The sequence below is a fragment of the Bacteroides celer genome, assembly GCF_002632415.2.
GTDB lineage: Bacteria > Bacteroidota > Bacteroidia > Bacteroidales > Bacteroidaceae > Bacteroides.
The window spans coordinates 5,040,445-5,065,075 of record NZ_CP178209.1 but is presented as its reverse complement, the minus strand read 5'-3'; the positions used below and the strand labels follow the sequence as shown (position 1 = coordinate 5,065,075).

The window sequence follows — 24,631 nt, the reverse complement described above, 5'->3', positions numbered from 1 at the left end:
TTTCACTGTTTTTCAATACGGATACCTACATCGCTCAATCCTTGTAGCTTTTCATCTTTCATTCCGTTTATCACTTTGATCGTGTAGTTGCCGGAACGCAAGGGGAGGACGGACTTGATAAAAGTTTCCGATTGGTAAATGCTTCCCCATCCGTGTCCCGTCCATCTTCCTGTAGAATCAGCCAGACTGAAAACAATGGTATCAGTACGCCATACGGTAGAATCTTGTAGATTCTGACTGATAAATAAATGGAGGTCATGATAAGGATATTCTATTCTGTTGCGGACTTCCGCAAAAAGCCGGAGGGTAGTGGGAATACTGTCGGTGATAGGAATCTGAAAAGAGAGTGTATCACTCTTTTCCCATCCCTCGTCGGGAAGGGATTGATAAGAGTGATACACCGTATTTTCATTGCAGGCTGTCAGTAAGCAAGCGCTGAATAGAACAAATAAACTATTCTTGAGTAGGCTTTTCATTATTTGGCAGTTTCTCCTGATTCTGATTTCTTTCCGGTCTGGAAGGACGCTCCTGATTAGGACGGCGTTCCTGACGTTCCTGTCCTTGCTGTTCCCGTTGGCGGTCTTGTTGCTGCGGGCGTTCCTGTCCTTGTGGACGTTCCTGACCTTGCGGACGTTCTTGGTTCTGTCCCCTTTCCGGACGTCTGTTTTCGTTGTTCCGTCCCTGATTCTGTCCTCTGTTCCGGTTGTTATTGTTGTTTCTCGGACGGTTATCTCTTTCCCCTCTGTTGCCGTTTTCTGACGACTGCGGGCGGTTATCATTCTCCCGTTGAGGTTGTTGCGGACGATTTCCGCCTTCCGCTTGTTGTTGCGGGCGGTTGCCGTTATTATTACTATTATTGTTTCCCTTCTTCTTCTTTTTATTGTTCCGGTTAGCGTTGTTGCCGCCATCTTTATTATTCCGGCTGCGGTCGAAGCGGGTCACACTTTCCTGTTCCAGCAAGTCGATTGGTTTCTTCGGTTCCGGTTTCTTTTCCTCTTCGATCAAGCTGTCCGGTTTCATCCCTTTCTTATTCATGGAGATGACTTCAAAAGCACGTTTGCCGCTGATTGTAACCAAATTGGCAGGGAAATTCTTATCCGTAGAGTAAGAAACCTGATTGCTTAGAATATCCGCCTTGAAGAAATAGAAAGTACCATCCTTTGTTTCCAACTCTATCTCTCTCGAAGGAAGTCGTTTTTGAGCTTCTACATAACAGTCTACCTCATAGTTCAGGCAACATTTCAGTTTAGCACACTGTCCGGCAAGTTTTTGCGGATTTAGTGAAATGTCCTGAAAACGGGCAGCACTGGTAGACACAGAAACAAAACTCGTCATCCATGTGGCACAGCAGAGCTCGCGTCCGCACGGACCGATTCCGCCGATACGTCCGGCTTCCTGACGGGCACCGATTTGTTTCATTTCAATACGTACGCGGAAAGCTTCGGCCAATACTTTGATTAACTGGCGGAAGTCTACCCGTTCATCAGCGATGTAGTAGAAAATAGCCTTATTACCATCTCCCTGATACTCCACGTCACCGATTTTCATATCCAGATTAAGGTTCAATGCAATTTGGCGTGCACGGATCATGGTAGCATGTTCTTTGGCTTTCGCTTCGTTGAACTTCTCCATATCCACTGGCTTCGCTTTCCGGTAGACACGTTTGATTTCCGTGTCTGCCTTGAAGTTTGCTTTCTTCATTTGCAGCGGAACGAGCCGCCCCGTCAATGTAACTACTCCGATGTCATGACCCGGAGCTGCTTCTACGGCAACTACATCTCCTTTTTCCAGCTTGATCTTGTTGCTGTTCCGAAAATATCCCTTCCGGGTATTCTTGAACTGCACTTCTACCATGTCACTCTCCTCCGCATTGCCCGGTATATCTGCCAGCCAGTCGTAGGTATTCAGTTTTTTATCTTGTCGGGAACATCCTTTGCAGCAAAGGCCGCCGCTCCCATTATGAAGTTTATATTCCATAAGTTATATATTTATTATTGCTTCAACAGTACGATCATCTTCAGTGAGAAGTCGAAGAATACCATTTTAGCATTTACGTTCTGTTCTATATGTAGCTGCGCTTCGCTTAATTCGTCCATGATGCCCATCACATTACGTTCGTTGACAAAAGGTGCAAAGCGAGTTGCAAAATTCTGTTCGTTAATGGTCATATACGTCAGGTTGCGCTGGTGCAGGTTAAAGATAAAGTTTTCGCGGATCATGCGCTGGCAATATTCCAGAAAGTTTTTCTGGCGTTCGCGTCCCATGCTGGCCACCTGTTCGCTCCACATCTTCATCTCCTTTATTTTCCGTTGATAGGACAAGCGCATCAGGTTGACGAAGAGCTCGAAGAATAACTGATTCTCCTCATTCAGATGAATCGTTTCGAGTGCCTTGACGAAATTTCCGTTTGCCAGATGGGCAATCGAAATGCTATCCGCAGGCTGAACATGATATTTACTCTGCAATACCCGGTCGATGCTGGCTTCGTCAATTTTCCGCACATTCATACGTTGAGTACGGCTCAAGATGGTAGGCAGAATCATGTCCGGAGCTTCGGATACCAACAGAAAAATCGTCTTTTCGGGTGGCTCCTCAAGCAGTTTCAACAACTTATTGGCGCATACCGGGTGCATTTTCTCGGGCAACCATACAATCGTAATCTTAAATCCACCTTCACTGGATTTCAGACTGAGCTTCTTCAGGATCTCATCGCTCTCTTTGGCATAAATCAGCGCTTGCGAGTTCTCCGCGTCCATTTCACCCAACCAATGGTTGAGGTTGAAATAAGGATTGTTAATAACGAATGGCCGCCAATCGGCAATATAATCATCGCACACTTCTTTCTTTCCTTTCGCACTTTTCACGATGGGGAATACGAAATGCACATCCGGATGTACCAGCTTATTGAATTTCACACAAGACGGACAGACACCGCAAGCATCTTCCTCGCCCCGATTGGTGCAACTGATGTAGCGTGCGTATGCGATAGCCAATGGCATTTTACCAACTCCCTCGGGACCGCAAATGAGTTGGGCATGTGGAATACGCCCCTCGTTCACTTCCTGAATGAGTCGTTGCTTGATTTCTTCTTGTCCGATTACGTCTCTGAAAAACATATCAATAAATGATTTTGGCTATTTCCTTGATACTGTCTACTGCTCCGATGGAATAGAAATGGATGCTCGGAACTCCGTGTTCCATCAACTCCTTGCATTGAGCCACGCACCATTCAACACCCACCTGTTCGGCTTCCGCGTCATTTTTGCATTTCAATGCTTCTTTCACCAGATCTTCCGGCAAATCCACCTTGAATGTTTTGGGGATCATGCTTAGTTGGGAGATTTTCTTGAAAGGCTTGATTCCCGGAATGATAGGAATGTTGATACCTGCTGCCTTAGCCTGCTCCACAAAATCGAAATATTTCTTATTATCGTAGAATAATTGTGTCACAGCATACTCTGCACCAGTTTCTACCTTCTTTTTCAGCCAGTAAAGATCTGTCTCTATGTTAGGAGATTCTTCATGCTTTTCCGGATAACACGCCACGCCATACGAGAAAGGACTGGCGGTGACTTTCATCTCCGAACCGTCAACGAAGATTCCTTTATTGAAATTATTAATCTGCTCCTGCAATTCAATCGCATGATGATATCCGTCTCCTTCGGGAGTAAATACCGATTCATGTTTAGCCTTGTCTCCACGGAGTACCAGCAAATCTGTTATATTCAGAAATTGCAAATCCAGCAATACATATTCGGTTTCCTCACGCGTGAAACCACTGCACAGGATATGAGGAACCACAGTAATATTATATTTATTCTGAATGGCTGCTGCCACAGCGACTGTTCCCGGACGCCTTCTCAGGCGGTTTCTCTGAAAGAGCCCGTTGCCGAGATCTTTGTAGACATATTCGCTGCGATGCGTGGTGATATTGATATATTTCGGATCAAATTCTCGAAGAGTGTCGATTGTCTGATAGAGCTTTTCGATTCCGGTTCCCTTCAAAGGAGGGAGAATTTCGAAAGAAAAAGCTGTACCTTTACTGTTATTTATTAAATCAATTACTTTCATTCCTTTTCGTTGATGTTGTTATCTACTTGGATTAAACATGCATATTGGGACAAAAATACGAAAAAAGAAAGATTTCTTCTTGATTTGTTTGAAAATAGTTTGGTTTTTATCGTACTATTACATAAAAGAGGGTATATCCTGTATTTCGGATGCACCCTCTCTCACCTAATCATTATTAAATTAGAATTTACTTTTCGAGAAATGATTTCTTCATTCTGGCAATGTCAGTCAGATAATCTTGTAAATCTTGTTCATGTTCTTCCTCTTCGGCAAGAATATGTTTGGCGATATCACAAGTGGTGAAATCTTTCCCGTTAGTAAAGTCGGCAATTTCCTGATAACGGAGAATGGCACAGCGTTCGGAAGCAACATTATCCTTCAGCAAACTGACTGAATCGAAGCCTTGCGGAGCATCATATTTGCATCTTGCCAGTTCGAACCATTGTTTCGGATCAAGTACCGGAACCCCTTCCAGCTCGATGATACGGTCGGCAAGCAGCTGTGCATGTCTACGTTCTTCTTCGGCATGTTCCTCGAACTCACCTTGTACGTCGGCACGCATGGCGCCTTCCACTACTAATGCACCTACCCAATATTGGTAATATGCCAACCACTCTTCAGCCAATGCTGCGTTCAACTGTGAAATTAAACTTTCTACATCTAATTTACCTTGTAGGATTTTTACACTTTCTCTAGCCATAATTTTAAAGTTTAGGTTACTATGTTTAAATCGCTAATGTAACAGACGGAGGTTCTTTTTGTTTGAGTATCCCGGAGGTTTTAACAGAAAGAATGCATTGCACTGTGCAGCTCCTTCTTTTTTAATAGAACATGGATGCTTTTAATATTTCATTTCAACTAAATTTTTGTATCACTTTTACCCTCACACCCTCACACATTCGCTCAATCCCTTTATTCATCGTGGTTATAACGTGTGAGGGTAAGTGCGGTAGTAGGGTGAGGGTAAAAAGTTACCCTCACCCTGTGTGTCGTCCTGATTCTATCTTAAACAGTTTATAATAAGTGGCTTGTCTATTCGCTTTTATCCTATACTCTCTTATGCAATAGACGTCAATGCCTTATATAATAGATGTTTATCCCTCGTGATTCTTCTGATAAGCCCTAATGTCTTTTAACAGCTCACTGCAGTGAACGAATTTGTTTACTATCGTTAGCTTATTTGCTTACATCTGATAGCTTATTTGTTCACTGCAGTGAGCCCTTGCCAACTACTAAGCAAATGAATATTGAACATAAGAAGAAAGTCTATGAAGTGGCATATCTTATAAAGAAAGATACCTGTATGCTGAAATTAGGATAGTAATTTATTTATTGATTAGTAGGAGCGAATTATAAACTAAAGTAGAGTGATAACAGATAGCTATTCTCACTTTTTTATGTGTTCTTGTCCTGTAGAAATCTATTTTTTAGTTTGTTTCTTTAAGAGTACTTCTCTTTTTACCTTCTCTTTGCGAATATCTTTTTGTTATTTGCTCTACACGCGCGTATGTAATATAATAATGTGCCATTTCCGGCCTGTTTTCATATAGATGTAACATATATGAAGAAAAATATGTTCTACAACATCGTTATGATTCAGTAAGTTAGGGTGGGTATCTAAAAATAATTAGAAAAAATAGTCAGATATATTTGGATGTTATAGATAAGTTGTCTACTTTTGCACCCGCTTTGCTAGAGAGACAGAGCCTAATGATTGACATTCTGCTATAAGATGAAGGCCACAGAAAATAAAAACAAAAAAAACTTTGAAAAAAGTTTGGAGGTTATCTGAAAAAGTCCTTATCTTTGCATCCGCTTTCGCAAAGAAAGCAGAAGCGGCGGAAGCCACGTTAGTTCTTTGAAATATTGATAAACAATACAAGTAGTACAAGTAAAAAAAATAGAACCGTCAATACTTGTCTTATGCAGTAGTGATACACTTAAGACTGATAGGTATTTGAATAAGGTCAATAAATTTACGGCGTCCTGAACAGAGCAAAAAAGTCATCTTAACCGATGATAAAAAAATACTTTTACAATGAAGAGTTTGATCCTGGCTCAGGATGAACGCTAGCTACAGGCTTAACACATGCAAGTCGAGGGGCAGCATTTTTCTAGCAATAGAAGAGATGGCGACCGGCGCACGGGTGAGTAACACGTATCCAACCTGCCGATAACTCCGGGATAGCCTTTCGAAAGAAAGATTAATACCGGATAGTATACGAATATCGCATGATATTTTTATTAAAGAATTTCGGTTATCGATGGGGATGCGTTCCATTAGTTTGTTGGCGGGGTAACGGCCCACCAAGACTACGATGGATAGGGGTTCTGAGAGGAAGGTCCCCCACATTGGAACTGAGACACGGTCCAAACTCCTACGGGAGGCAGCAGTGAGGAATATTGGTCAATGGGCGAGAGCCTGAACCAGCCAAGTAGCGTGAAGGATGAAGGCTCTATGGGTCGTAAACTTCTTTTATATGGGAATAAAGTTTTCCACGTGTGGAATTTTGTATGTACCATATGAATAAGGATCGGCTAACTCCGTGCCAGCAGCCGCGGTAATACGGAGGATCCGAGCGTTATCCGGATTTATTGGGTTTAAAGGGAGCGTAGGTGGATTGTTAAGTCAGTTGTGAAAGTTTGCGGCTCAACCGTAAAATTGCAGTTGAAACTGGCAGTCTTGAGTACAGTAGAGGTGGGCGGAATTCGTGGTGTAGCGGTGAAATGCTTAGATATCACGAAGAACTCCGATTGCGAAGGCAGCTCACTAGACTGTCACTGACACTGATGCTCGAAAGTGTGGGTATCAAACAGGATTAGATACCCTGGTAGTCCACACAGTAAACGATGAATACTCGCTGTTTGCGATATACAGTAAGCGGCCAAGCGAAAGCATTAAGTATTCCACCTGGGGAGTACGCCGGCAACGGTGAAACTCAAAGGAATTGACGGGGGCCCGCACAAGCGGAGGAACATGTGGTTTAATTCGATGATACGCGAGGAACCTTACCCGGGCTTAAATTGCAAATGAATATTTTGGAAACAGAATAGCCGCAAGGCATTTGTGAAGGTGCTGCATGGTTGTCGTCAGCTCGTGCCGTGAGGTGTCGGCTTAAGTGCCATAACGAGCGCAACCCTTATCTTTAGTTACTAACAGGTGATGCTGAGGACTCTAGAGAGACTGCCGTCGTAAGATGTGAGGAAGGTGGGGATGACGTCAAATCAGCACGGCCCTTACGTCCGGGGCTACACACGTGTTACAATGGGGGGTACAGAAGGCAGCTACACGGCGACGTGATGCTAATCCCAAAAACCTCTCTCAGTTCGGATCGAAGTCTGCAACCCGACTTCGTGAAGCTGGATTCGCTAGTAATCGCGCATCAGCCATGGCGCGGTGAATACGTTCCCGGGCCTTGTACACACCGCCCGTCAAGCCATGAAAGCCGGGGGTACCTGAAGTACGTAACCGCAAGGAGCGTCCTAGGGTAAAACTGGTAATTGGGGCTAAGTCGTAACAAGGTAGCCGTACCGGAAGGTGCGGCTGGAACACCTCCTTTCTGGAGCGATGTCGTAACTGTCACAAACGTGACAGCCACTTATAGACTTTAAAGGTTCTGTTTTTTGTACTACTGGTACTTGTTTATTTATAACATATAGATCAACCATCTATAGAAGTATAGATAGAGATAAACAAGAGAAAAAAGAAGCCGAGTCTAACATACAGGTAGACAAGGTTGAACTAGTCCTATAGCTCAGTTGGTTAGAGCGCTACACTGATAATGTAGAGGTCGGCAGTTCAACTCTGCCTGGGACTACCAAGCTCAAGAACGAAGGAATGACGCGTCAGCGGAATGAAGCAATTCTTGATAACCTCTTGGGGGATTAGCTCAGCTGGCTAGAGCATCTGCCTTGCACGCAGAGGGTCAACGGTTCGAATCCGTTATTCTCCACCATCTCTGAAAAGAGAAACGATCTTTGACATGATGTACAAAAAGTAAAATTTTAGTAAGAGCTAAAAGTATATATCAAACCGTACGTGTTCGAGTATGCAATATTGATAAAAGGAAGCAATTCCCATACCAATACCAGTATAAGAATAAAACGTTTGAAAGAAAGTAAGCAAGGGCGCATGGCGGATGCCTTGGCTCTCGGAGGCGATGAAGGACGTGATAAGCTGCGATAAGCTTCGGGAAGGTGCAAATAACCTTTGATCCGAAGATTTCCGAATGGGACAACCCGTCATTCTGAAGGAATGACATCTTGCATAGCAAGAGGCTAACACAGGGAACTGAAACATCTTAGTACCTGTAGGAAAAGAAAATAATAATGATTCCCCTAGTAGTGGCGAGCGAACGGGGATTAGCCCAAACCAATGTTGTTACGGCAATATTGGGGTTGTAGGACCACGATATCGCAAGAACTTTAGTGAGAAGAACCCTTTGGAAAATGGGACCATAGACGGTGATAGTCCGGTATTCGAAGCTAAACGAAGCGTAGTGGTATCCTGAGTAGCGCGGGACACGAGGAATCTTGCGTGAATCTGCCGGGACCATCCGGTAAGGCTAAATACTCCCGAGAGACCGATAGCGAACCAGTACTGTGAAGGAAAGGTGAAAAGCACTTCGAATAGAAGAGTGAAATAGTCCCTGAAACCGTGCGCCTACAAGCGGTCGGAGCAACTTCGGTTGTGACGGCGTGCCTTTTGCATAATGAACCTACGAGTTACTTTTTCCGGCAAGGTTAAGTGTCTCAAGACATGAAGCCGAAGCGAAAGCGAGTCTGAACAGGGCGATTAGTCGGAAGGAGTAGACGCGAAACCAAGTGATCTACCCTTGGTCAGGTTGAAGGTTAGGTAACACTAACTGGAGGACCGAACCGATAAGCGTTGAAAAGCTTCCGGATGAACTGAGGGTGGGGGTGAAAGGCTAATCAAACTTGGAGATAGCTCGTACTCCCCGAAATGCATTTAGGTGCAGCCTTGGGAATTACTACTGTGAGGTAGAGCGACTGATAAGATGCGAGGGCTTCACCGCCTATCAAGTCTTGATAAACTCCGAATGCGCAGTAGTTCGATCCCAGGAGTGAGGGCATGGGTGCTAAGGTCCATGTCCTAAAGGAGAAGAATCCAGACCATCAGCTAAGGTCCCGAAATAATTGCTAAGTTGAACTAACGAAGTCAGATTGCTAAGACAGCTAGGATGTTGGCTTGGAAGCAGCCATTCATTTAAAGAGTGCGTAACAGCTCACTAGTCGAGGAGTTTGGCGTGGATAATAATCGGGCATCAAGCAATTTACCGAAGCTATGGGATCAGTAATGATCGGTAGGGGAGCATTCCACTCCGCGTCGAAGGTGAAGCGTGAGCTTTGCTGGAGCGTGTGGAAAAGCAAATGTAGGTATAAGTAACGATAAAGGGGGTGAGAAACCCCCTCGCCGAAAGACTAAGGTTTCCTGATCAACGCTAATCGGATCAGGGTTAGTCGGGTCCTAAGGCTCAGCCGAACGGTGAGGCCGATGGCAGAACAGGTTAATATTCCTGTACTACCTTAAAGAGTGACGTGGAGACGGAGGAGTGACAGCGCCGCGGACTGACGGAATAGTCCGTTGAAGGGTGTAGATGTTGATTATCCCAGGCAAATCCAGGATAAGAGTCGAACCTGATAGTATACCAAATTCTTCGGAATAAGGTAATAGTGCGTGTAAGCATACTCCCAAGAAAATCCGCTAAACTTAATCTTTAAGGTACCCGTACCGCAAACGGACACACGTAGTCGGGTTGAATATACTAAGGCGCTTGAGTGATTCACGGTTAAGGAACTAGGCAAATTGACCCTGTAACTTCGGGATAAAGGGTCCCAACGAGAGTTGGGCGCAGAGAATAGGTCCAGGCAACTGTTTAACAAAAACACAGGGCTGTGCCAAATTGAAAGATTACGTATACAGCCTGACACCTGCCCGGTGCTGGAAGGTTAAGAGGAGATGTCATCGCAAGAGAAGCATTGAATTGAAGCCCCAGTAAACGGCGGCCGTAACTATAACGGTCCTAAGGTAGCGAAATTCCTTGTCGGGTAAGTTCCGACCTGCACGAATGGTGTAATGATCTGGACACTGTCTCAACCGTGAGCTCAGTGAAATTGTAGTATCGGTGAAGATGCCGATTACCCGCGATGGGACGAAAAGACCCCGTGAACCTTTACTATAGCTTAACATTGAATTTGGGTAATTGATGTGTAGGATAGGCCGGAGACTTTGAAGCAGGTACGCCAGTATTTGTGGAGTCGCTGTTGAAATACGGCCCTTTGATTATTTGAGTTCTAACTCGTAGATACGAGGACACTGTTTGGTGGGTAGTTTGACTGGGGTGGTCGCCTCCAAAAGTGTAACGGAGGCTTCTAAAGGTGCCCTCAGGACGATTGGTAACCGTCCGTAGAGTGTAATGGCATAAGGGCGCTTGACTGGGAGACAGACAAGTCGATCAGGTAGGAAACTAGAGCATAGTGATCCGGTGTTTCCGTATGGAAGGGACATCGCTCAAAGGATAAAAGGTACTCCGGGGATAACAGGCTGATCCCTCCCAAGAGCTCATATCGACGGAGGGGTTTGGCACCTCGATGTCGGCTCGTCACATCCTGGGGCTGGAGAAGGTCCCAAGGGTTGGGCTGTTCGCCCATTAAAGTGGCACGCGAGCTGGGTTCAGAACGTCGTGAGACAGTTCGGTCTCTATCTATCGTGGGCGTATGAAATTTGCGTGGCTCTGACACTAGTACGAGAGGACCGTGTTGGACTGACCGCTGGTTTACCAGTTGTGCCGCCAGGTGCATTGCTGGGTATCTAAGTCGGGATTGGATAAGTGCTGAAAGCATCTAAGTACGAAGCCAGCCACAAGATTAGATTTCTTAGGGTCGTCAAAGACGATGACGTTGATAGGATGCAGGTGTAAAGGTGGTAACATCAAAGCCGAGCATTACTAATTGCCCGTTCACTTTCTTTCGAACATGTACCGGTTGGGTATATACGTTTAGCTTTCTAGACACTAGGATTTTACTTTTCATCATGTCATAACCTTATTCAGGTGGTTATAGCACGAGGGTTCCACCTCTTCCCATTCCGAACAGAGAAGTTAAGCCTCGTCACGCCGATGGTACTGCGTAACAGTGGGAGAGTAGGTAGCCGCCGTTTTTAAGAAGTCTCGCTTGTCTATTGGACGGGCGAGGCTTTCTGTTTTTTATTACTTTGGTATTTATATCGCCGTTTTTAACAGATACAAACCTCATAATACCTATTAAAAAAGTGAATATTTACTGATAATTTGTATGTTATGAGGATATTTATTTGTATCTTTGTCGCCCGAATTGTAAGCTAACGATTTAAAAAAGAGAGAAGCTTTGGGAAAGTTTGATAAATACAAAATTGACTTGAAAGGAATGCAAACAGACTCTGTTAAGTATGAGTTTGTATTGGATAACCTTTACTTCGCTCACATTGATGGTCCTGAAGTTCAGAAAGGAAAGGTGAATGTTACATTGACCGTGAAAAGAACCTCTCGTGCTTTCGAGCTGAGTTTTCAGACTGAGGGAATGGTATCAGTACCATGTGACCGTTGTCTGGATGATATGGAGCTACCTATCAGTTCTTCTGATAAACTGATGGTAAAGTTTGGACATGAATATGCAGAAGAAGGTGACAACCTGATTGTGATTCCCGAGGAAGAAGGGGAAATCAACGTTGCATGGTTCATGTATGAGTTTGTTGCGCTCTCTGTACCCATGAAGCATGTACATGCTCCCGGTAAGTGCAATAAAGCGATGACTGGTAAATTGAACAAGCATTTGAAAACAAATGCGAATGAGGATAGCGATGATACTTTCGACACAGGTGGAGATGACATCGTAATTGAGGAAGAAGTGGAGGAACAAATTGATCCCCGCTGGAATGAATTAAAAAAAATATTAGATAATAATTAAAGTTTTAAGAAAATGGCACATCCTAAGAGAAGACAATCAAGTACGAGACAAGCGAAGAGAAGAACTCATGATAAGGCAGTAGCTCCTACATTGGCTATTTGTCCGAATTGCGGTGAATGGCACGTTTACCACACTGTATGTGGTGCTTGTGGCTATTACAGAGGCAAGCTCGCTATTGAGAAAGAAGCAGCTGTATAATTAGTACAGTTATACTGAAAACAGCCTGGGGGTGAAACTCTCCGGCTGCTTTAAGTATTATAGTATTGCTAATTTAAAATAGGTTTGATGGAAAAAATAAATGCAGTAATCACAGGAGTCGGCGGGTACGTACCCGATTATATCTTGACTAACGACGAGATATCAAAAATGGTGGATACCAACGACGAATGGATTATGACTCGTATCGGAGTAAAGGAAAGACATATTCTGAATGAGGAAGGATTAGGTAGTTCATACATGGCACGCAAAGCTGCCAAACAGTTGATGAAGAAGACTGGTGCTAATCCTGATGATATCGATTTGGTTGTTGTTGCTACCACTACTCCTGACTATCACTTCCCTTCTACAGCTTCTATTCTTTGTGATAAACTCGGACTAAAGAATGCTTTTGCCTTCGACTTGCAGGCTGCTTGTAGCGGATTCCTGTATTTGATGGAGACAGCTGCTAATTTCATCCGTTCGGGAAGATATAAGAAAATTATCATTGTCGGTGCCGATAAGATGTCGTCAATGGTTAACTATACAGATCGTGCTACATGCCCTATTTTCGGTGACGGTGCTGCTGCCTTTATGGTGGAACCCACTACGGAAGATTACGGAATCATGGATTCGATACTGAGAACAGATGGCAAAGGTTTGCCTTTCCTCCACATGAAAGCTGGTGGTTCGGTTTGTCCTCCGTCTTATTTCACAGTAGACAATAAAATGCACTATTTGCACCAGGAAGGAAGAACAGTATTTAAATATGCTGTATCCAACATGTCGGATGTCTCTGCTGCAATCGCAGAAAAGAATGGTCTGACGAAAGATAGTATCAACTGGATTGTTCCGCATCAGGCGAATGTCCGTATTATCGAGGCTGTGGCTCACCGTATGGATGTGCCAATGGATAAAGTGTTGGTAAATATTGAGCATTACGGTAACACGAGTGCCGCTACACTTCCTCTGTGTATCTGGGATTATGAAGATAAACTCAAGAAAGGCGATAACATCATTTTCACTGCATTCGGTGCCGGATTTACTTGGGGCGCAGTATACGTGAAATGGGGTTATGATGGAAAGAAGGAATCGTAACGTAAGTTACTGAACTATAACACTCAAAAACGCATCCTATTTCGATTCGATGCGTTTTTTTGTCTCAACCAATAAAATAAAGAGAAATGCATAAAGCAGGTTTTGTAAACATCGTAGGAAATCCGAATGTCGGAAAGTCGACATTGATGAATGTCTTGGTGGGCGAACGTATTTCGATCGCTACCTTCAAAGCGCAGACTACTCGTCACCGGATTATGGGGATCTATAATACGGATGAGATGCAGATTGTTTTTTCTGATACTCCGGGTGTGTTGAAGCCCAATTATAAGCTACAGGAGTCTATGCTGAATTTTTCTACTTCGGCATTGACGGATGCGGATATCTTGCTTTATGTAACGGACGTGGTGGAGACGCCGGATAAGAATAATGAGTTTATGGAAAAGGTGCGTCAGATGACGGTGCCTGTTCTCTTGCTCATCAATAAGATAGATCTTACAGATCAGGAAAAACTGGTAAAGCTGGTGGAAGAATGGAAAGAGTTGCTTCCCCAAGCCGAAATTATTCCGATTTCTGCTACATCAAAGTTCAATGTAGACTATGTGATGAAGCGGATCAAAGAACTGCTGCCCGATTCTCCTCCTTATTTTGGAAAGGATCAGTGGACGGATAAGCCTGCCCGTTTCTTCGTGAATGAGATTATCCGGGAAAAGATTCTGCTCTACTACGATAAAGAGATCCCCTATTCGGTGGAGGTTGTCGTGGAAGAGTTTAAGGAAGAACCGAAGAAGATTCATATTCGGGCGGTGATTAACGTGGAACGTGATTCGCAGAAAGGAATCATTATCGGTAAACAGGGAAAGGCGTTGAAGAAGGTGGCTACCGAGGCTCGCTGTGAACTGGAACGTTTCTTTGGAAAGACTATTTTTCTCGAAACGTATGTGAAAGTGGATAAGGATTGGCGTAGTTCGGATAAGGAACTCCGCAATTTTGGTTATCAGTTAGATTAAGAGTATTCATGCGACTGTGATAGTCGTGAAAAAACAAGGTATTGAACTATGGGTAATTTAGTTGCAATTGTAGGACGCCCGAATGTGGGCAAGTCTACCTTATTTAACCGTCTGACGAAGACTCGTCAGGCTATTGTGAATGAAGAAGCGGGTACAACCCGCGACAGACAATATGGCAAGTCTGAGTGGCTGGGCCGTGAATTCTCTGTGGTTGACACCGGTGGATGGGTGGTCAACTCGGATGATGTCTTTGAAGAGGAAATCCGTAAGCAGGTATTATTGGCTGTGGAAGAAGCGGATGTCATTCTGTTTGTAGTGGATGTGATGAATGGAGTGACTGACTTGGATATGCAGGTAGCTGCTATTCTGCGTCGTGCTAATAGTCCGGTGATTATGGTTGCCAATAAAACGGATAACCACGATTTACAATATAATGCTCCCGAATTCTATAAACTGGGATTGGGCGATCCGTATTGCGTTTCTGCCATGACAGGAAGTGGTACGGGTGATTTGATGGACTTGATTGTCAGCAATTTCAAGAAAGAGTCGTCAGAAATCCTGGATGATGATATTCCCCGTTTTGCTGTGGTAGGACGTCCGAACGCCGGAAAGTCTTCCATTGTAAATGCATTTATTGGGGAAGAACGTAATATCGTAACAGAGATTGCCGGAACTACCCGCGACTCTATCTATACTCGTTACAATAAATTCGGATTTGATTTTTATCTGGTGGATACAGCGGGTATCCGTAAGAAAAACAAGGTAAATGAAGACTTGGAATATTATTCAGTCGTTCGTTCGATTCGTTCTATCGAAGGTTCGGATGTTTGTATTCTGATGTTGGATGCTACAAGAGGTGTTGAGGGGCAGGACTTGAATATCTTCTCTCTGATTCAGAAGAATCAGAAAGGTCTGGTAGTTGTTATAAATAAGTGGGATTTGGTGGAAGATAAATCTGTGAAAGTACAGAAAGCGTTTGAGGAAGCTGTTCGCTCGCGTTTTGCTCCGTTTGTCGATTTCCCGATCATCTTTGCTTCTGCACTGACTAAGCAACGTATTCTGAAAGTGCTTGAAGAAGCACGTAGTGTGTATGAGAACCGGACGACAAAAATCCCGACCGCACGTTTGAATGAAGAAATGCTTCCGTTGATCGAGGCTTATCCGCCTCCTTCAAATAAAGGTAAGTATATCAAAATTAAATATATCACACAGTTGCCGAATACACAGGTGCCTTCATTTGTATATTTCGCCAACTTACCTCAGTATGTGAAAGAGCCATACAAACGTTTCCTCGAAAATAAGATGCGTGAGAAATGGAATCTGACAGGTACTCCGGTTAATATTTATATTCGACAGAAATAAATAAAAAAGACACGGATTGTCTCAATTATATAGAATATATATAGAGACAATCCGTGTCTTTTATAAATATATCTCTGTGAGATCTTGTATTACTTTGTAGTAGACTTATTTTTCCAACTGGAAATCTTTTCGGCGTAACACGAAGCTGTTACTCAAGTATTTTTCACGTACAATCTGATTTTCCGATAATTCTTCCGGTGTTCCCTGGAAAAGGATCTTTCCTTCGAACAGCAGATAGGCGCGGTCTGTGATACTAAGCGTTTCCTGTACGTTGTGGTCGGTAATCAGGATTCCGATATTCTTGTCTTTCAGTTTCCATACAATTTGCTGGATATCTTCTACGGCAATCGGGTCGACACCGGCAAAAGGTTCGTCAAGCATGATGAATTTGGGGTCGATGGCAAGACAACGGGCAATCTCTGTACGGCGGCGCTCACCTCCCGACAACTGGTTACCTTTATTTTTGCGTACCTTTTGCAGACGGAACTCTGCAATCAGGCTTTCGAGTTTCTCTTTTTGATATTCTTTGGGCTTGTTGGTCATTTCCAGTACAGAGGCGATATTATCTTCCACGCTCATCTGGCGGAAAACGGATGCTTCCTGTGCAAGGTAGCCGATTCCCGTTTGTGCGCGTTTGTAAACCGGATATTTGGTAATTTCCAGATCATCGAGGAAAATACGTCCTTCATTAGGAGTAATCAACCCTACAGTCATATAGAATGAAGTCGTCTTACCGGCACCGTTTGGTCCCAGCAAACCTACAATCTCACCTTGCTTCACATTGATGGAAACGTGGCTTACAACGGTTCGTTTACCGTACTTCTTAACCAGGTCTTCCGTGCGGAGCACCATCTTGCTTTCTTCCATATTCTAGTTATTTTGTGGCAAATGTAGTAAAAATAAGCTGAAATAATGTACATTTGCAGACAAATAGTGTGAGTTATGATAAAAGCATTGAGAACCGTCGGGAGATATTTCATGCTGATGGGACGGACTTTTTCCCGCCCCGAACGTATGCGTATGTTCTTCCGGCAATACCTTAACGAGTTGGAGCAGCTAGGTGTGAACTCCATCGGTATTGTGCTGTTGATTTCGTTTTTCATCGGCGCAGTGATTACCATCCAGATTAAGTTGAATATCGAAAGTCCATGGATGCCCCGCTGGACAGTGGGATATGTGACACGTGAAATTATGTTGCTGGAATTTTCTTCCTCCATCATGTGTTTGATTCTTGCCGGAAAAGTCGGGTCGAATATCGCTTCGGAATTAGGAACGATGCGGGTGACGCAACAGATTGATGCGCTCGAAATTATGGGTATCAATTCGGCGAACTACCTGATTTTGCCTAAGATTACGGCGATGGTGACTGTTATCCCTATTCTAGTGACATTTAGTATCTTTGCCGGAATCATCGGTGCCTTTTGCACGTGTTGGTTTGCCGGGGTTATGAATGCTGTCGATCTCGAATATGGTTTGCAGTATATGTTTAACGAATGGTTTATCTGGGCGGGTATCATCAAATCCCTCTTTTTTGCGTTTATCATTGCAAGTGTGTCCGCTTTCTTCGGATACACGGTAGAGGGAGGTTCGATTGCTGTAGGAAAGGCTTCTACGGATGCCGTAGTATCCAGCAGTGTATTGATTCTGTTTTCAGACTTGATATTAACTAAACTTTTGATGGGATGATTGAGATTAAAGGACTTTATAAATCATTTGATGACAAGACAGTATTGAGTGATATCAATGCTGACTTTGCAAATGGAAAGACAAACTTGATTATCGGTCAGAGTGGTTCCGGTAAGACGGTGTTGATGAAATGTATTGTAGGATTGCTAACTCCGGAGAAAGGGGAAGTCTTGTATGACGGACGTAACCTTGTCCTGATGGGGAAGAAGGAGAAGAAGATGCTTCGCAAGGAAATGGGAATGATTTTCCAGAGTGCGGCTCTTTTTGACTCTATGACCGTATTTGATAATGTGATGTTTCCACTGAATATGTTTAGCAACGATATCTTGCGTGACCGGATCAAACGGGCGATGTTCTGTCTGGATCGTGTGAATCTGGGGGAAGCGAAAGATAAGTTTCCGGGAGAAATCAGTGGTGGTATGCAGAAGCGTGTGGCTATTGCGCGTGCGATTGCCTTGAATCCGCAATATCTGTTTTGCGATGAACCGAACTCGGGGCTGGACCCGAAAACGTCGTTGGTGATTGATGATCTGATCCATGATATTACGCAGGAATATAACATGACGACCATTATCAATACGCATGATATGAACTCAGTATTGGGAATCGGTGAGAAGGTGATTTATATTTATGAGGGACATAAAGAGTGGGAAGGTACGAAAGATGATATCTTTACTTCTACCAATGAACGACTGAATAACTTTATCTTTGCTTCCGACTTGCTCCGTAAGGTGAAGGACGTGGAAGTGCAGGGAATGGAAGGGTAATAAAAAAACTTCTGTCATCGGGTGACAGAAGTTTCTTTTTTTTCTTAGCTATGTTAGCGTCGGCAATTAAGCTCTAGGTCTAGCTTCTTTAACTACCATTGTACGGCCCATGTATTCAGCTCCGTTCAATTCAGCAATAGCTTTTGCAGCTGCAGCGTCGTCTTCCATTTCGATGAAAGCGAATCCTTTGGATTTACCGGTTTCACGGTCCATAACAACTTTAACTGATGATACTGCTCCGTAATCTTCCATCACTTGTTGCAGATCTCCTTCCTTAACACGGTAGTTAAGGTTTCCAACATAAATGTTCATAATGAAAATGATAAAAAATAAATAAATGAATAAAACTCTCTGGATAGATGGTTACTAATAAAAAGATTAAAACGACAGAGAGTTTACAAATGCGTTTTGGTAACGGAAGTAAAAACCTTGTAATCAAATCGAGAAACTAATGGTCCATCAATCCGCAACAAAGAAAAGAATAATTTTTGGATTAACCATCTTTTTGGAAAGTTAATTTGCGGATTATCAGAAAAAAAGTAGGCCGGGGGAACCTGGCGGGGTGGGTGTTGATGGTGATTTTATCTTGTTTATAGATGGAATATCAGTGAAATATCGATAAAAGATGTGTGAAAGATGGGTGGCGTTGCTGAAATAAATCTGCAATGTCTTTTGAAATTTGAAAGATTAGCACTAATTTTGCACCCTCTTTGAGTATAGAACAAAGTATAAATCAAATAAATAATTGTCAGAATGAACGTTTCATTACAAAACATTGACAAAGTAAGCGCAGAGCTTACTGTAAAGCTTGAGAAAGCCGATTATCAGGAGAAAGTAGACAAAGAGTTGAAGTCACTCCGTCAGAAGGCACAGATTCCGGGATTCCGTAAAGGTATGGTTCCGACAAGTCTTATTAAAAAGATGTATGGTAAGTCAGTAATTGCAGAGGTTGTGAATAAGGCACTGCAAGAAGCTGTTTACAATTATATTAAAGAAAATAAGGTGAATATGTTGGGCGAGCCGTTGCCTAACGAAGAAAAGCAACAGAATATTGATTTCGATACAATGGAAGAATTCGATTTCGTATTCGACATCGCTTTGGCACCTGAATTTAAAGCGGAAGTAAGTGCTAAAGATAAAGTAGATTATTATACTATCGAAGTTTCTGACGAAATGATCGACAACCAGGTGAAGATGTATACTCAACGCACTGGCAAGTATGATAAGGTAGACGCTTACGAAGATAATGATATGCTGAAAGGTCTGCTGGCACAGTTGGACGAAGAAGGCAACACAAAAGAAGGTGGTATTCAGGTAGAAGCTGCTGTGTTGATGCCTGCTTACATGAAGAACGACGATCAGAAAGCTATTTTTGCTAATGCAAAAGTAAATGATGTATTGGTGTTCAATCCGAATGTGGCTTATGACGGACATGCTGCCGAACTGGGTTCTTTGTTGAAGATTGACAAGGAAATTGCAAAAGACGTGAAGTCTGATTTCAGCTTCCAGGTAGAAGAAATCACTCGTTTTGTTCCGGGTGAATTGACTCAGGAAGTATTCGACCAGGCATTCGGCGAAGGTGTTGTGAAGACTGAAGAAGAATTCCGCGCTAAGATTAAAGAAGAAATCGCAGCTAGATTTGTGGCTGACAGCGATTATAAATTCCTGATCGACATTCGCAAGGTGATGATGGAAAAAGTAGGTAAACTGGAATTCTCTGATGCCCTGCTGAAACGTATCATGTTGCTGAACAACGAAGAAAAGGGAGAAGAATATGTTGCTGAAAACTATGATAAGAGCATTGAAGAACTGACTTGGCACCTGATTAAGGAACAGTTGGTTGAAGCAAACGATATCAAAGTAGAACAGGAAGATGTTCTGAAGATGGCTAGAGAAACAACAAAGGCACAGTTTGCTCAATACGGTATGTTGTCTATTCCTGACGATGTGCTTGACAACTATGCACAGGAAATGTTGAAGAAGAAAGAAACTATCAATAATTTGGTAAGTCGTGTGGTAGAAGTGAAGCTTGCTGCTGCTCTGAAAGCGCAGGTTACTTTGGAAAACAAGAACGTTTCGATCGAAGAATTCAATAAAATGTTTGAGTAATCATTCGGTTGAATAAAATATAAAGTCACAGAAACACAGAGTTTTTATAAAATTATAACTCTGTGTTTTTTTGTGTCTCTGTATTCTTTTTCGTTTCTTTGTACTTACGTTTATTTTTAATTTATAAGAAAGGAACAATTAACATGGATGATTTTAGAAAATACGCAACCAAGCATTTAGGAATGAATGGCATGGTATTGGATGATGTGATTAAGTCGCAGGCCGGGTATTTGAATCCCTATATTCTGGAAGAAAGACAGTTGAACGTAACTCAACTCGACGTTTTCTCCCGTTTGATGATGGACCGCATCATTTTCCTTGGTACACAAGTTGATGACTATACAGCTAATACGCTTCAGGCACAGTTGTTGTATCTGGATTCTGTGGATCCGGGTAAGGATATCTCTATCTATATCAACTCTCCGGGCGGAAGTGTATATGCCGGACTGGGCATTTATGATACGATGCAGTTTATTTCAAGCGATGTTGCTACCATCTGTACAGGTATGGCAGCTTCAATGGCAGCCGTATTGCTGGTTGCCGGTGCTGAAGGCAAACGTTCTGCATTGCCTCACTCACGTGTGATGATTCATCAACCGATGGGTGGTGCGCAAGGACAAGCATCGGACATTGAAATCACAGCTCGTGAGATTCAGAAATTGAAGAAAGAACTTTATACGATCATCGCCGATCATTCGCATACTGATTTCGATAAAGTATGGGCGGACTCTGACCGCGACTACTGGATGACAGCTCAGGAAGCGAAAGAGTACGGTATGATTGATGAGGTATTGATTAAGAAATAAAAATGGCTGATTCAAAAACAAAGAAAAGGTGTAGCTTCTGTGGACGGTCGGAGAATGAAGTCGGATTCCTGATTACGGGAATGAGCGGCTACATTTGCGACAGCTGTGCTACCCAGGCTTATGAGATTACTCAGGAAGCATTGGGAGAAAGCAAGAAAAGTGCAGGAGCTACCAAGCTCAACTTAAAAGAACTGCCCAAACCGGTAGAAATCAAGAAATTCCTCGACCAGTATGTGATCGGACAGGATGATGCGAAACGCTTCCTTTCCGTATCGGTCTATAACCATTATAAACGTTTGTTGCAAAAAGACAGCGGTGATGATGTGGAGATTGAAAAGTCGAACATTATTATGGTGGGTAGTACCGGAACCGGGAAAACGTTGCTCGCACGCACGATTGCTAAGTTACTGCACGTGCCGTTTACTATTGTAGACGCTACAGTGCTGACGGAGGCCGGTTATGTGGGCGAAGATATCGAAAGTATTTTAACCCGTTTGCTTCAGGTGGCAGATTATAATGTACCTGAAGCTGAACAGGGTATCGTGTTTATCGACGAGATCGACAAAATTGCCCGTAAAGGAGATAACCCTTCTATCACTCGCGACGTGAGTGGTGAGGGTGTACAGCAGGGATTACTGAAATTGCTCGAAGGCTCTGTGGTGAACGTACCTCCCCAGGGAGGCCGTAAGCATCCGGACCAGAAGATGATTCCGGTAAATACCAAGAATATTCTCTTTATCTGTGGCGGTGCGTTCGACGGTATCGAGAAGAAGATCGCCCAACGGTTGAACACCCATGTCGTAGGTTATACGGCATCGCAGAAAACAGCGACGGTGGACAAGAATAACATGATGCAGTACATCGCTCCACAGGATTTGAAGTCATTCGGACTGATTCCCGAAATTATCGGACGTCTTCCGGTGTTGACTTATTTGAATCCGCTGGACCGGGATGCGCTTCGTGCGATCCTTACCGAACCGAAAAACTCAATCATCAAACAGTACATCAAACTGTTTGAAATGGATGGTATCAAGCTGACATTTGAAGATGATGTCTTCGAATATATTGTCGACAAGGCGGTAGAATATAAGCTAGGTGCCCGCGGATTGCGCTCTATTGTGGAAACAATCATGATGGATGTCATGTTTGAAATCCCTTCAGAGAACAAAAAAGAGTATAAGGTGACGCTGGATTATGCAAAGATGCAACTGGAAAAAGCGAATATGGCACGACTACAAACCGCTTAAAATCAAAGAGTAAGGCTACAGAAAATGATCGTAACTGTATTTTCTTGAAAATATTAGTCGCATTTTGCTTGGTAATTACGAAGTTGTTTATAACTTTGTTTGGCTCTCTTGAAGAAGAGAACATACTTAAAGTTAAACCATGAACTGAATAAAACAACCTTAGTTAAGATGGCAGGGAAGATTAATTTAACAGATGAACTGAAAAAGTATTTCGGATTTAATAAGTTCAAGGGAAACCAGGAAGCGATCATTAATAACTTGCTCGATGGTAAAGATACCTTTGTACTGATGCCTACCGGTGGCGGGAAATCTTTATGCTATCAGCTACCTTCGGTCTTGATGGAAGGTACGGCAATCGTAATTTCTCCGCTCATTGCGTTGATGAAGAATCAAGTGGATGCAATGCGCAATTTCAGTGAAGAAGATGGCGTCGCCCATTTTATCAATTCTTCATTAAATAAAGGCGCGATAGACCAAGTGAGGTCGGACATCCTTGCCGGAAAGACAAAATTGCTATATGTAGCGCCGGAGTCGCTGACGAAAGAAGAAAACGTAGAGTTTTTGCGTTCGGTAAAGATTTCGTTCTATGCAGTGGATGAAGCTCACTGTATTTCTGAATGGGGCCATGACTTTCGACCGGAATACCGGCGGATTCGCCCTATTATCAATGAAATAGGTAAAGCTCCGTTGATTGCGCTTACCGCAACGGCGACACCGAAGGTGCAGCATGATATCCAGAAAAATCTGGGAATGGTAGATGCTCAAGTCTTCAAATCTTCGTTCAACCGTCCGAACCTTTATTATGAGGTACGTGCGAAGACCGCTAATATTGACAGGGATATTATCAAGTTTATCAAAAACAATCCGGAGAAATCGGGCATTATCTATTGCCTTAGCCGGAAAAAAGTGGAGGAACTTGCTGAAATCCTGCAGGCAAACGGTATTAATGCGCGTCCTTATCATGCTGGAATGGATTCGTTGACCAGGACCAAGAATCAGGATGATTTCCTGATGGAAAAAGTGGACGTTATTGTAGCGACTATCGCTTTCGGTATGGGAATTGACAAGCCGGATGTGAGGTTCGTGATTCACTACGATATTCCAAAGAGTCTGGAAGGGTATTACCAGGAGACCGGGCGCGCCGGTAGAGATGGCGGTGAAGGTCAGTGCATAACCTTTTATACAAATAAAGACTTGCAGAAACTGGAAAAGTTCATGCAAGGAAAACCTGTGGCAGAGCAGGAAATTGGCAAGCAGCTTCTGTTGGAAACCGCTGCTTATGCCGAATCTTCCGTATGCCGACGCAAGACGTTGCTGCATTATTTCGGTGAAGAATATACGGAAGAAAATTGTGGAAATTGTGACAACTGTTTAAACCCTAAAAAACAAGTGGAGGCTCAAGAGTTATTGTGTGCCGTGATTGAAGCGATTATCGCGGTGAAAGAAAATTTTAAGGCAGATTATATTATAGACATACTACAAGGTAAAGAAACTTCCGAAGTACAGGCGCATTTGCATGAAGACCTCGAAGTCTTCGGCTCCGGTATGGGTGAAGAGGATAAGACATGGAACGCAGTGATTCGTCAGGCGCTGATTGCAGGTTACTTGAGCAAAGATGTGGAGCATTACGGACTCCTGAAAGTGACGGAGGAAGGACATAAGTTCCTGAAGAGACCGAAGTCATTCAAGATTACCGAGGACAACGATTTCGAAGAGACGGAAGAAGAAGTTCCGGCACGCGGCGGTGGCTCCTGTGCAGTAGACCCGGCTCTTTATTCCATGTTGAAGGACTTGCGGAAGAAACTCTCGAAGAAACTGGAAGTGCCGCCTTATGTGATCTTCCAGGACCCGTCTTTGGAAGCAATGGCTACCATTTATCCGGTGACATTGGACGAGTTGCAGAATATACCTGGCGTAGGTGCCGGAAAAGCAAAACGTTATGGTGAAGAGTTCTGTAAATTAATCAAACGCCACTGTGAAGAGAATGAGATAGAACGTCCGGAAGACCTGCGGGTACGTACGGTTGCCAATAAATCTAAGATGAAGGTAGCTATTATTCAGGCTATCGACCGTAAAGTGGCGTTAGATGATATCGCTCTTTCCAAAGGGATTGAATTTGGTGAACTGCTGGACGAGGTAGAAGCGATCGTTTATTCGGGAACCAAACTGAATATAGATTACTTCCTGGAAGAAATCATGGATGAAGATCATATGCTTGATATCTACGATTATTTCAAGGAATCTACCACTGATAAGATTGATGATGCGCTTGACGAATTAGGCGATGACTTCACGGAAGAGGAAGTTCGTTTGGTACGTATTAAGTTCATCTCTGAAATGGCTAATTAAAAAAGCGA

At 43.3% G+C, this 24,631-nt stretch carries 18 protein-coding genes, 2 tRNA genes and 3 rRNA genes; 16 read left to right on the top strand and 7 right to left on the bottom strand.

All coding sequences use genetic code 11. The annotated features are described in order from the left end of the window. Window positions 1-2 precede the first annotated feature (2 nt). From gldH to CJF29_RS20545, 5 genes are all read right to left on the bottom strand, one after another. Window positions 3-476: a gliding motility lipoprotein GldH gene (gene gldH, locus CJF29_RS20565; protein WP_074558942.1), complete on the bottom strand. Its 474-nt coding sequence runs from the start codon at window positions 474-476 to the stop codon at window positions 3-5. After that, window positions 454-1,977, bottom strand: coding sequence for a stage 0 sporulation family protein (locus tag CJF29_RS20560; protein ID WP_074637236.1), 1,524 nt, complete (start codon window positions 1,975-1,977; stop codon window positions 454-456). The genes gldH and CJF29_RS20560 overlap by 23 nt, the downstream gene beginning before the upstream one ends. 14 nt (window positions 1,978-1,991) lie before the next feature. Further along, entirely contained in the window at window positions 1,992-3,116 is a 1,125-nt protein-coding gene (locus CJF29_RS20555; protein ID WP_008997855.1) for an ATP-binding protein, read from the bottom strand. A 1-nt stretch (window position 3,117) separates the two neighbouring features. Next, entirely contained in the window at window positions 3,118-4,071 is a 954-nt protein-coding gene (metF, locus tag CJF29_RS20550; RefSeq protein WP_004299949.1) for a methylenetetrahydrofolate reductase [NAD(P)H], read from the bottom strand. 187 nt (window positions 4,072-4,258) lie between these two features. Beyond that, complete coding sequence (locus CJF29_RS20545) at window positions 4,259-4,771, bottom strand: ferritin-like domain-containing protein (RefSeq protein ID WP_004299950.1); 513 nt, start codon at window positions 4,769-4,771, stop codon at window positions 4,259-4,261. Window positions 4,772-6,106: 1,335 nt separating this feature from the next. Here CJF29_RS20545 and CJF29_RS20540 point away from each other — a divergent pair. The 10 genes from CJF29_RS20540 to der all read left to right on the top strand — a co-directional run bounded on the left by CJF29_RS20540 (window position 6,107) and on the right by der (window position 15,659). Beyond that, a 16S ribosomal RNA gene (locus tag CJF29_RS20540) occupies window positions 6,107-7,631 on the top strand. A 184-nt stretch (window positions 7,632-7,815) separates the two neighbouring features. Further along, window positions 7,816-7,892: transfer RNA gene (locus tag CJF29_RS20535), tRNA-Ile, on the top strand. A gap of 58 nt (window positions 7,893-7,950) precedes the next feature. Next, window positions 7,951-8,027: transfer RNA gene (locus CJF29_RS20530), tRNA-Ala, on the top strand. Between the two features lie 156 nt (window positions 8,028-8,183). Further along, a 23S ribosomal RNA gene (locus tag CJF29_RS20525) occupies window positions 8,184-11,063 on the top strand. A 77-nt stretch (window positions 11,064-11,140) separates the two neighbouring features. Then, a 5S ribosomal RNA gene (rrf, locus tag CJF29_RS20520) occupies window positions 11,141-11,251 on the top strand. Together the 16S, 23S and 5S rRNA genes with 2 tRNA genes alongside form the textbook arrangement of a ribosomal RNA operon. Window positions 11,252-11,457: 206 nt before the next feature. Next, window positions 11,458-12,036, top strand: a complete 579-nt coding sequence (locus tag CJF29_RS20515; RefSeq protein WP_074638659.1) for a YceD family protein — start codon at window positions 11,458-11,460, stop codon at window positions 12,034-12,036. A gap of 12 nt (window positions 12,037-12,048) precedes the next feature. Beyond that, window positions 12,049-12,234, top strand: coding sequence for a 50S ribosomal protein L32 (gene rpmF, locus CJF29_RS20510; RefSeq protein WP_004296852.1), 186 nt, complete (start codon window positions 12,049-12,051; stop codon window positions 12,232-12,234). Window positions 12,235-12,321: 87 nt separating this feature from the next. Next, window positions 12,322-13,329: a beta-ketoacyl-ACP synthase III gene (locus CJF29_RS20505; RefSeq protein WP_004323568.1), complete on the top strand. Its 1,008-nt coding sequence runs from the start codon at window positions 12,322-12,324 to the stop codon at window positions 13,327-13,329. 86 nt (window positions 13,330-13,415) lie between these two features. Continuing rightward, window positions 13,416-14,297: a GTPase Era gene (era, locus tag CJF29_RS20500; RefSeq protein ID WP_074638658.1), complete on the top strand. Its 882-nt coding sequence runs from the start codon at window positions 13,416-13,418 to the stop codon at window positions 14,295-14,297. Window positions 14,298-14,345: 48 nt separating this feature from the next. Then, on the top strand, window positions 14,346-15,659 hold the full coding sequence (gene der / locus CJF29_RS20495; protein WP_004297149.1) for a ribosome biogenesis GTPase Der: 1,314 nt from the start codon (window positions 14,346-14,348) through the stop codon (window positions 15,657-15,659). 105 nt (window positions 15,660-15,764) lie between these two features. On the opposite strand, the gene lptB is transcribed toward der, so the two are convergent. Continuing rightward, window positions 15,765-16,526: an LPS export ABC transporter ATP-binding protein gene (lptB, locus tag CJF29_RS20490; protein WP_004297152.1), complete on the bottom strand. Its 762-nt coding sequence runs from the start codon at window positions 16,524-16,526 to the stop codon at window positions 15,765-15,767. A 75-nt stretch (window positions 16,527-16,601) separates the two neighbouring features. On the opposite strand from lptB, the gene CJF29_RS20485 reads away from it, so the two are divergent. Together CJF29_RS20485 and CJF29_RS20480 are read left to right on the top strand one after the other, a co-directional pair. Then, a complete protein-coding gene (locus CJF29_RS20485) occupies window positions 16,602-17,345 on the top strand; it encodes an MlaE family ABC transporter permease (RefSeq protein WP_004297154.1) in 744 nt (247 codons plus the stop codon). Next, window positions 17,342-18,112, top strand: a complete 771-nt coding sequence (locus CJF29_RS20480; protein WP_004324648.1) for an ABC transporter ATP-binding protein — start codon at window positions 17,342-17,344, stop codon at window positions 18,110-18,112. Before CJF29_RS20485 ends, CJF29_RS20480 begins: the two co-directional genes overlap by 4 nt. 66 nt (window positions 18,113-18,178) lie before the next feature. Here the strand turns inward: CJF29_RS20480 and CJF29_RS20475 are convergent, their stop codons facing one another. Beyond that, window positions 18,179-18,424 (bottom strand): RNA recognition motif domain-containing protein, encoded by a 246-nt coding sequence (locus tag CJF29_RS20475; protein WP_004297160.1) that lies wholly within the window; start codon window positions 18,422-18,424, stop codon window positions 18,179-18,181. 441 nt (window positions 18,425-18,865) lie between these two features. On the opposite strand from CJF29_RS20475, the gene tig reads away from it, so the two are divergent. The 4 genes from tig (at window position 18,866) to recQ (ending at window position 24,623) form a co-directional block, all read left to right on the top strand. Next, window positions 18,866-20,221, top strand: coding sequence for a trigger factor (gene tig, locus CJF29_RS20470; RefSeq protein ID WP_004297162.1), 1,356 nt, complete (start codon window positions 18,866-18,868; stop codon window positions 20,219-20,221). Between the two features lie 143 nt (window positions 20,222-20,364). Beyond that, window positions 20,365-21,027 (top strand): ATP-dependent Clp endopeptidase proteolytic subunit ClpP, encoded by a 663-nt coding sequence (clpP, locus tag CJF29_RS20465; protein WP_004297164.1) that lies wholly within the window; start codon window positions 20,365-20,367, stop codon window positions 21,025-21,027. 2 nt (window positions 21,028-21,029) lie between these two features. Further along, a complete protein-coding gene (clpX, locus tag CJF29_RS20460) occupies window positions 21,030-22,274 on the top strand; it encodes an ATP-dependent Clp protease ATP-binding subunit ClpX (protein ID WP_004324650.1) in 1,245 nt (414 codons plus the stop codon). A gap of 168 nt (window positions 22,275-22,442) precedes the next feature. Next, on the top strand, window positions 22,443-24,623 hold the full coding sequence (gene recQ, locus CJF29_RS20455; protein ID WP_004324651.1) for a DNA helicase RecQ: 2,181 nt from the start codon (window positions 22,443-22,445) through the stop codon (window positions 24,621-24,623). Window positions 24,624-24,631 lie beyond the last annotated feature (8 nt).